Annotated in this window: 8 protein-coding genes; all 8 read right to left on the reverse strand. The window is 62.4% G+C overall.

Annotation, left to right across the window (positions count from 1 at the left end):
- Positions 1–49 precede the first annotated feature (49 nt).
- Genes cas2e through cas3 form a run of 8 tightly spaced genes read right to left on the reverse strand, consistent with a single transcriptional unit; the run spans position 50 to position 8,296 of the window.
- Positions 50–337, reverse strand: coding sequence for a type I-E CRISPR-associated endoribonuclease Cas2 (cas2e, locus tag GWP04_11005; GenBank protein NIA26079.1), 288 nt, complete (start codon positions 335–337; stop codon positions 50–52).
- On the reverse strand, positions 334–1,245 hold the full coding sequence (gene cas1e / locus GWP04_11010) for a type I-E CRISPR-associated endonuclease Cas1 (GenBank protein NIA26080.1): 912 nt from the start codon (positions 1,243–1,245) through the stop codon (positions 334–336). Before cas1e ends, cas2e begins: the two co-directional genes overlap by 4 nt.
- A gap of 37 nt (positions 1,246–1,282) precedes the next feature.
- Positions 1,283–1,879: a type I-E CRISPR-associated protein Cas6/Cse3/CasE gene (gene cas6e / locus GWP04_11015; GenBank protein NIA26081.1), complete on the reverse strand. Its 597-nt coding sequence runs from the start codon at positions 1,877–1,879 to the stop codon at positions 1,283–1,285.
- Positions 1,880–1,881: 2 nt separating this feature from the next.
- Entirely contained in the window at positions 1,882–2,559 is a 678-nt protein-coding gene (cas5e, locus tag GWP04_11020) for a type I-E CRISPR-associated protein Cas5/CasD (protein ID NIA26082.1), read from the reverse strand.
- Positions 2,552–3,655: a type I-E CRISPR-associated protein Cas7/Cse4/CasC gene (gene cas7e / locus GWP04_11025; protein ID NIA26083.1), complete on the reverse strand. Its 1,104-nt coding sequence runs from the start codon at positions 3,653–3,655 to the stop codon at positions 2,552–2,554. The genes cas5e and cas7e overlap by 8 nt, the downstream gene beginning before the upstream one ends.
- Positions 3,652–4,194 (reverse strand): type I-E CRISPR-associated protein Cse2/CasB, encoded by a 543-nt coding sequence (gene casB, locus GWP04_11030; GenBank protein ID NIA26084.1) that lies wholly within the window; start codon positions 4,192–4,194, stop codon positions 3,652–3,654. Before casB ends, cas7e begins: the two co-directional genes overlap by 4 nt.
- Complete coding sequence (casA, locus tag GWP04_11035) at positions 4,194–5,747, reverse strand: type I-E CRISPR-associated protein Cse1/CasA (GenBank protein NIA26085.1); 1,554 nt, start codon at positions 5,745–5,747, stop codon at positions 4,194–4,196. Before casA ends, casB begins: the two co-directional genes overlap by 1 nt.
- Entirely contained in the window at positions 5,744–8,296 is a 2,553-nt protein-coding gene (cas3, locus tag GWP04_11040; protein ID NIA26086.1) for a CRISPR-associated helicase Cas3', read from the reverse strand. The genes casA and cas3 overlap by 4 nt, the downstream gene beginning before the upstream one ends.
- Positions 8,297–8,844: the final 548 nt, after the last annotated feature.

Raw genomic sequence — 8,844 nt, forward strand, 5'->3', positions numbered from 1 at the left:
CGGGTTCACCCCCACGGGCGTGGGGAAGGCACATAGGATAGCCTTTCGTTCAAGCGTTTCTGTTGTCAAGGAGCCTCGTGATTTGGAAACCATCCAAGTCAACAATCTCTCTATCGGAGTGCCCGACGAGATCAAATAGGTACCCTTGTTCGTTGTTTGCCGAACGCACGAGGATGGCCCGGCCGTCGGCACAGGCGTTGATCACCCGCGACCAGAGGCGGTCCCGAACCCGAGCGGACAGCTCGCCTACGTAGACACCGGCTGCAACTTCTGTTAGATACCGTCGCAGGTGGCCGCGAAGGCGCGGCGGCACGGCTTGGACGATTACTACTATCAAGCGTCATCTCCGTAGTTCACGCCACCCGCCAGCTCGCCTTGGTCCGGATCCCACAGCCGGATCTCGTCTCGGCCACGCTGTAGTTGCTCGAGCACGGCGTCGTCGGTGTCGTCTGAGAACAACAGGACTAGGTCTCTGCTCACACGCTTCAAGAACCGAGATGCACCGAAGTAGTCACGGAGCCGAGTCCGAACCGCCCGTTCAAGATTCGAAGCACCTTCCGCCACCGCTTCGAACGCGGCGGGCACGGCGAGTTCAACCTTGTATAGGTCAGCGATGTCATAGACGAAGCTCAGGTAGTGCCCAGTGTGAATGAATCCCAACGATGGGATGAGCCCCAGTGTGACGATGGCGCCGTGACAAACGCCGTACAGGCACGCCGTTGCCGTCGACAACGCCTGATTGATTGGGTCCGAGGCGCTCCAGTCGTCCCGGTCGTACAGCCGGCCATCCCACTCCACACCAAGGAGGACACTGGCACGTCGGTAGGCTTCGCGTACGCGGACACCCTCGCGTCCACGAAGCTGGGGTATCGACAGTTTCGCAACCTTCTCGCCCGGAAACCGGGTCAGATAGAGACGGCGACCCATCCGCTTGCGCGATGTGGAATTCGCCCAAGCAATGGCCTGGCGTTCCGCTAGTCGGCTTGAGCGGTTCTCTGGTCTCGCCGCGGCATACATGCGCACACCGTTCTGCCCGAGCCATACCACCGAGCACCCGTGATCGGCCAATGTCGTCATCGCCCTGTGACTGACCGACGTCCCAGGACCAAGTAGGAGTGATGTGATCGACGCGACCGGCAAGGCCGACCGCCCTTCGGAATCGGCAATCTCCACGGTTTGATCTTTGCGGTTGATCGAGGCATTCTCCGCGTACACGAACGAGATCGACTGCGATAACCGTGGCAGATCATGCGACGATTGGGGACGATCCTTAGGTTGCGGTTCAAACACGGGATACCGACAGGAGACCGCAACCGAAAGCTTTCCCCGGGCCAACTCCTCGCGCAATCACGCCAGCGAGCCGGGTCGCGTCGACAACATGACCCACCCCATCGAAAGTCACTGCGTCGATCACGACTCGCTGCGTACCACGACGACCATGCAGGCGCCGCGGCTCCGACACTCGCACGGCGCCCGGGTCGGCCCATTCGAGTGAATTCGCCAACCTGCTCTTCAACCACGCGATCTGCGTCTCTTCGTTGTGTATGCCGATGCGGGCCGAGTTTGGTCGCCCTTCGCGCTTCTGCTTTCTAGAGGGGTTGGCTACGAGAAGAAACCGGACCGTCATGTCTTCGACGAGGACGATCGGATCAAAGGTTTTTGACTCGACCTCGGTGGTCGGCAACACGAGCGACTGCACGAGGAAGTGCGGCCTGTTGTGTTCCTCGAAACGCCACAAGATCCCCAACTCTGATCGCGGATCCTTGTTGGCAACCGGGAAGTGACGCATCACGAATCGGTGTGCCGCATACACGTCGGAACTGAGCTGGTACCGGAGGCGGTCGCCCGTTATCGGGATTCGACTGAGGTGAAGCGTCATCTTCAACCCCCTGCCGACCATGCCGGTCGAGGCTCGTGGGGTGGCGATACAAACACCACTCGCACAGGGCGAGCTGTGAACTCCCGGGTGGAGAACGACACCACAGCGTCGTCCTCGAAAGTCTCTGGCGCCGAGGCATCCTCCACCACCAACCGGAGCTCATCGCCGTCACCGGCTCGGCGAAGGGTCTGGTGCGACGTAGCGAGCCATGGGTGGCTCTCGAGCACGTCCTCGAGCTCACCGTCGACCACGCCGAGCACCAAAGGTGGCGTTGGTACGAATGACTTCCGCCCCAGAAAGAGCTGGAACGTGGGTGACTCCAGGTTCGAAGCAAGCCGGTTGAGTAGCTCGTCGTCGCCGGTGAGACCGACGAGGAACACCGCGTCGGCGATGTAGAAGCGATCCGAGACGAGCGCCTCGGTCCCCCCTCCGTACTTGGCAACGTTGGCGGCTGTGTGGAAATCCCGCTCGATGGAGCCCGGTTGGTCGACGCGTACACCGAACCGGAGGGCGGTGAGATCATCTATCGACTCGTCGCGGCGGCGACCCAACGCCGCCGCGACGAGTCCTACGACCCCACTCTTTGAGGGTTCGATACCGGTGTCACGATGCTCGAACCGACTTCGACGCCCCCACGACTGCATCGGTGCGGCGAGCCTGAGTAGGAGAGTCCTAGCCATTGAAAGCCTCTTCGACTGCCAGGTCGACGAGCTCATCCAGGTTCGATTGCCGGGCCGGGTCTGGGTCACCGAACTCGGCGTCGTCGAGGTCACTGAGGAACCACGCGGCCTGTGGCACCTGAGCAGGAAACAGCCCGCTCAGACGATGGTAGTAGTTGAGCAGCCGTCGCTGTGATTCCTCGACGATGCCGCCCCTTCCGGCGCGAACCGGGTTCTCGAACGCGTTAGCCAGGTTCCACTGGCCTCGCCGCCGAGCGGTGTGGAGCACAAGCGACGGAGGGTTGTGGGCGGCCATCGAATTCTGCTTTCCGGTCGGCAACTCAAGGGCCATCGCCCGCAGGAACGCTGCCAACGACTGGCGCGCCAGGTCGACGTCTTTGTCGAGATTGGCTAGTAGCTGGGTCACGTCGACATTGGAGTACTGGTACAGGCACGCCGAATTGAACTCGACGGTGCCCATCATCCCAGCGCCGGGTTCATTCTCAGGTTGGAGGTCGTCGACAGCGGTGAACCAGTCGAACTCCCCGGCGACGGCGTGTGTTGAGATGGCGTGCGCCACCTGGACCGCGGCATCAACGTTATGGGCGGGCAAGTCGGCGATCATGCGACCGAACATGGCGATGTCAGCCTTTGGCGACCCTCCGAAGAGAGATTCCGATGTCAAAGACTTGACCGTCGCCTTCTTTAGCTTCTTGGCCGATGACAGCTCATCCCAGTGCTCGTCGATCGCAGCGGCGAATTCGTCAAGCGCATCGGCACCAAGAAAGAGCAGGTAGGCCGACTTGCCTCCTGTGCCGGAATCGGTCGATACGTCGAGGTTTTCCAAGGCTCGCTGCGCTGCGTTGGCAGCTTCCTCAGGATTTCGTTGGCCCAGGCGCTTGGCCACCTCGACGCCCACCAGGCGCGTGCGAACACCGAGATTCTCGGAATCCAAGCCGTACTCGGTGAAGGCGCGACGGGCGGCGCGCTTCAATGCTTGGCTCGACACTCGCGACCGACGGTGCCCTCCGAAGGTCGCCTGTTTGGGGGCGCCGCGGTCATCCCGGTTGAGGTTGGCCGGTACCACGGAACGGATGATATGTTGCTCGATAATCATGATGTCCTTTCGCTCTTCTCTTCGTCCTTGTCGTATGTCGGAGTCCAGAAAGACCTCGCCCACTTTCGTTGTACCCAGCGATCCACGCTGTCCCAGCTCCGATGGTGTTTCAGCAATAGCGTGAAATCGATCGGGGCGTCTGAGGTGTCGATCAGGGGAACGAAGTCCCGCAGCAATCTGGGCAGCTCTGCACCGGAGGCTCCCAGCACCCGTTCGAATCGTCGGGCCACCGAGTCCGCCGGTTTGGCATCTGATGAGCGATTCAACGCCAGGAAACGCGCGCTCCACCCGAGATTCCGGGCATTGGGCGAATTCTTGCGCCCCGGCTTCAGGGCGAACAGGGCGGCGATGGCGAAATACGGCGCCTCTCCACCGGGCGATACTTCTGGGATCCGCGGGTAGACAACCCTCGCCGCACCGGCGTCGAAGCCCGGTAGATGGGCGGCCGAGCGCCGTAGTGCGGCGAGGTCACCTCGACTTAGTCCTCCGAGATAATGGATGAAGGGATGGACGGATGGTCTGGGTTCGACGGATTGCATTACTCCTGTACCTCCTCGGTCAAAGCGTGTCTCACTCCTTGCATTTCGTCGGCAAATGCATCGTAGGGACTACGGGATTCAGCCCGGGCAAGGCCCTTCGCCCAACGTTCCCAGTTGCCGGGGGCAGCCCCGGCCAGATCCACAGGGCGTATGGACATCTGCGCCGACCGACGCACATGGTCTCGCCACGAGTCGGCCGCTTCGAGGAGGTCGCCACTGCCCAGAGTGGATGTGAATGCAGGGAAGACCGCGGCAAGACGCGCCCAGAAGGTCTGTTCGACCTCGTTCGCCCAGCCGTCCCCTTCGTGACCGGCCTTCTCGGTGGTCGTTGCCATGCGCACCGCATCGCGAATGCTGCGGGCCACTGCCTTGGCGAGATCGAGGCCGGCACGCAGCGTCTCCGCCGCAAGCGGGTTCGCGGCCAGCGCAAGTGGGAGCACGAACCGGTCGGATCGCCAATCGAGCACCTTCTGGTGTTTCTGGTCGGTTATGGTGCCCCCCACCTCGACGGTGAGGATCTCGTCGGCGGGGTCAAGGCCGAGACGATCCAGGCGCCGCACCAGTTGGCGAATGATCGCAGCACCCGCTTCGGATCCCGTAACGGCAATGATCGAGTACAGGTCCCGCCACGCTTGACGGCTGGTGCTCAGCCGAATTGGGTTGTAGGTGTCGCCTGTCTTCGCTTCGTTGCGACGGAACGGCACATACGGCTCACACTCCCAACGCTGGCGAGGGGCGTGATGATCACCCGGAGTGATGACCACTCGGTCGACACGTCCGTCGTCTCCAATCAGAAGGACACGTCGAGACTGCCAGGTGAGCCAATCCAACGTGCCCTCCGGTGCACGTTCCTTGGGCTCTATCCCGACGGGGGGACGCTCCCATGCCGGTCGGTCATTGCCGGATTCCCAGTCGCGCACCTCCACACAGTTGAGAAGCAGTGTTTCGGCGAAGGTTCTGCCCACAGGAGTAACGTGGATCGCGCCGCACAGCGGTGACACCTTCGCCGATGCCCGAGCTTGCGCTCCCAACCCGATTCCGGTCTTCAACCCGGGCAGGTCGTATGCCTGCAAGGTGACCAGCCATCGGGCGCTCGCATCCAGCGTCAGTTGGACAGGCCGGTCTGGTGTTGTGTGATTGAAGAGCGTCTTCTTGTTCCTTTCCGACGCCACTGACGGAACCAAGATCCCCACATCCTTCACCTTTTCGGGATGCTCGACGGCGAGAGTCGCCAAGCCCGGGGCCTGGTAGAAGGGAGCCTTGGTGTCGAGCAGATCGAAGCGGTTCCGGTGGCGTTCCAAGTAGGCGAGGATCTCATTGGCCGGTACCGTATGCGCCTGCCACCGCTCGACCCATCTGGCGCCGTCGCGGCCCACGGCCGCCATGAACACAGAGAACAGCAGACGATGGAGCGCCACCTTCACCGGCGGCGAATCTCCTCCGACGGCGACGATCTCGTCGGCCCGCTGGAAGGCTTCGGCTAGACCCACCTTCTCCTGGCGCGCGGCGATCGTCACCGGTATCCATGCCTCATCGATCAGGTTGTATTTCAATGCTTTTCCTCCACGATCAATCCGAGGAAGTCGTCGAGTTGCACCCGATAGGTGCGACCGGCGCCCTCGATTTCGGCGTATCCCTTGTTGTCGAGTTCGAGCCTTCGAAAGAACTTCAAGCGTGTGTGCTCCCATTCGTGCCGATCGGTCGCTCGAAGCGACGCGACAAGCCCCCTGGGTGAGCCAAGACTTAGCGAACTCTCCATCAACAGCCGCTGCCCCTGCACTGTCGCCGGGTCAGCATCCCGGTTGGCGTCGTCGACCACGATCACGTCGACCGACTCGCCGAGGCGGCTCAAAGCGCGGTGTTTCGGGGCCGCGTTCTCGTTGTCCTTCCCCCAGTGCTCGTTGATCTGCTCAAGGTACGCGATCGGTGGGTGTGGCAGCCGTCGTCGGTCGGCTTCAGCCTGGTCTTCATGCCGCCGTTTCTCATCCTCCTGCCTGAGAGAGGCCAAGTCGTCGTCAGTCGGAGGCTCGCTGTAGGTCGCCTCCATCACCTCGACGACGTCGGCCGGAACGGCGATCACGGTGCGACCCTGCAATGCCCGACGGGTACGAACCAATCGATACTCGCCGTAGATGAAGGCACTGCCAGTGTCGAAGGTCACGCTGTCGCCGGCAAGCTCGTAGCCCGTGACCACGATGCGAGGTTCCGGATGATCCCTATGGCGGTGGACCCGGCCGGCGCGCTGGAGGAGAAGATCGGTGGGGGCGAAATCGGTGATCAGCACGTCGAAGTCAACATCGAGGCTCTGTTCGACAACCTGGGTGGCGACCGTCACGGATCCCTTCGGGCGTTCACCCCCAGGGCCGAAGTGCCCGAGCAGCTCCCGTTCGAGCTTGTCACGACGGGCGAAGGGGATCCTGGAATGCAGCAACCGGACTTCGACATCCGGCCGGAGGTCCCGAATGCGGCGCGCCGATGCCTGTGCTCGCGCGACGGTGTTCCTCAACAGGAGAACATCGGCCGATTCGGATAGTGCGACGGCGGCGGATACGCCAACGGCGATCCCGTCGACATCACCGGGGAGCCACTGTACCGTGATGACTCGTTCGGCTGTAGGACCAGTCGGGATCGCTTCCGCGATGGCCCCGCGAGACCCCACCGAGACCATCGGGTAGGCAGAGGCAAGATCGTCGGGTATCTCACACCCGTACGCCCCGAGCAGCCTTCGCCTGGTACGTTGCGGAAGTGTGGCAGACAGGAGGACAACCGGCGTTCCCCTCTGGCCAAACCACTCAAGAGCCACTTCGAGTAGGACCATCATGTAGTCGTCGTAGGCATGAACCTCGTCGACGATGATCACCTTGTCGGCTAGGCCATAAAGCCGGACGTAGCCGTAGCGCGCCTGTTGGGCGGAGAGCAGGATCTCGTCGACGACGCCGACCCCGATGGGGCAAAGCACGCCACGTCGCCGGTAGAAGAACCACGATTCAGCAACCACGGAAGTTCCGGACCGGTCTCGGTCCCAGACGCCCTTCGGTACCAGGGGGCGGGCGCCGATGCTCTCCGCGAACTCGCCGTGCAACGAGGCGCGCCCGTGGATGAGCTGTAATCCGACGTCGGCTTGGTCACTCGATCGTTCCAAGAACTCGCGCATCCGATCGTAGAGAGCGTTCGAGGTGGCGCGAGTCGGCATCGCGAAATACAGACCCGAAGCCATTCCCTTGACGACGAGTTCTCCAGCGATGTCGAGAGCCGTCTCAGTTTTGCCGGATCCCGTCTCCGACTCGACAATAACGAGTCCTGGTGAGCGCTGTGAGCGGACCAGGGTGGCGGTGGTCTCCTGTGTTGGGTGTAGTCGGGCTACGCCCATGCGTTCCTCAGGGCCCTGGGCGAGGGGCTTCCACCTATCGAACCCAAGTGCCGTTATCGCGTTTCCGGCGCGCTGGCGGGCCACGTCCACGTACGCCTTGGCCGACTCGGTCGAATACGGGAACCATCGAACGTTCGAAGCGATCCAATCGGCGACGGACACGAGACCGAGTAGGTAGGCGACGGCAGGGACCTCGATGGGTTTGTCGTACCAGAGCACTGGGGCGTGAGGATTGCCCAGGATGTCCGATAGCCATTGCGTGAGTTCCTCCCGCCATGTGGACCAATGCCCGGCGCCGACATGGGTGCGTGCTGTGGATCGGCCCGCCGCGCGCAGTTGAGCCATGCTGGGGACGATGCCATGGTGACCCGCGAGAGACTGAGCGAGCTGCTGCGACGATACGCCGTATGCCTCGGCGAATGCCTTTGACGTCCTGAGATGGTGTCCGGTGACGATGCCGTGCGAGTACTCGGGCCGTGTGGAACGTGGCGCATCTGCCGGTGCCAACTCGGGGATCTTTCCTTGGAAGGCGGGTGAAGCTTTGCCGACATCGTGCAGGCCGGCGAGTAGTCGAATCGTGGATGCGGTCGGCTCGCCAAGGCGTTCCCGCATGCGTCTTGAGACAAGCCGCTCCCAAAGCTCGGCGGCGACGAACGCTGAGTCGAGCATGTGGTGGGTTAGCGGGTGCCACGCCTCGCCGTCTGCCTTGGCCCACAACTGTGAAATGCTCATTCGTCCCCCTTGAGTCGCAAGTGGCCGGTATTGATCAGTCTGCCATGGGGGTGTGACAATTTCTGGTCGTGGCACTCTGCACGGCACCCTACGTCAGGGCTCGCACTCGGTGGGACCCCAGAGACCTTCACACGGCAGAGGTCACAGCTCTGTGGCGCGATCGAGAACGGCGACACGGTCGGCGGTGTGAAGCCAATCTCCCTCGCCGCGCCTGAACGTCGGCGTTGGCGATACCACTAGCCCCGATTATTCACATGGTGTGATCGGGTTGGGGTTGGAGGTGCGCGACAACACCCTCCTGGTAAGGGACACTGAGGTTGTGAAGACGTCAGTTTCCGAGACATGAGGGCATCTGCGAGATGAACGCTACCAGCACACGCAATGTGATCGTGGAAGCCGTGGAACCCAGGTGGTTGGTCATGTCGGGTCGCATGCGTTGGGGTCGTTCGCTGATCGGCTCGGGGTGGGTGCGACGCTGTTTGAGGCGATCGGGTGATCCGGTCCGGGGCGACCTGTTCATGATCAGGGTCGGGTGTTGACTCAGGCGA

This window comes from Gammaproteobacteria bacterium (assembly GCA_011682695.1).
Taxonomy (GTDB): domain Bacteria; phylum Actinomycetota; class Acidimicrobiia; order Spongiisociales; family UBA4744; genus BMS3Bbin01.

Coding starts and splice junctions, on each gene's coding strand:
- casB (NIA26084.1), bottom strand. CDS start 4,194: ATGCAATCCGTCGAACCCAGACCATCCGTCCATCCCTTCATCCATTAT.
- cas7e (NIA26083.1), bottom strand. CDS start 3,655: ATGATTATCGAGCAACATATCATCCGTTCCGTGGTACCGGCCAACCTC.
- cas3 (NIA26086.1), bottom strand. CDS start 8,296: ATGAGCATTTCACAGTTGTGGGCCAAGGCAGACGGCGAGGCGTGGCAC.
- cas6e (NIA26081.1), bottom strand. CDS start 1,879: ATGACGCTTCACCTCAGTCGAATCCCGATAACGGGCGACCGCCTCCGG.
- cas5e (NIA26082.1), bottom strand. CDS start 2,559: ATGGCTAGGACTCTCCTACTCAGGCTCGCCGCACCGATGCAGTCGTGG.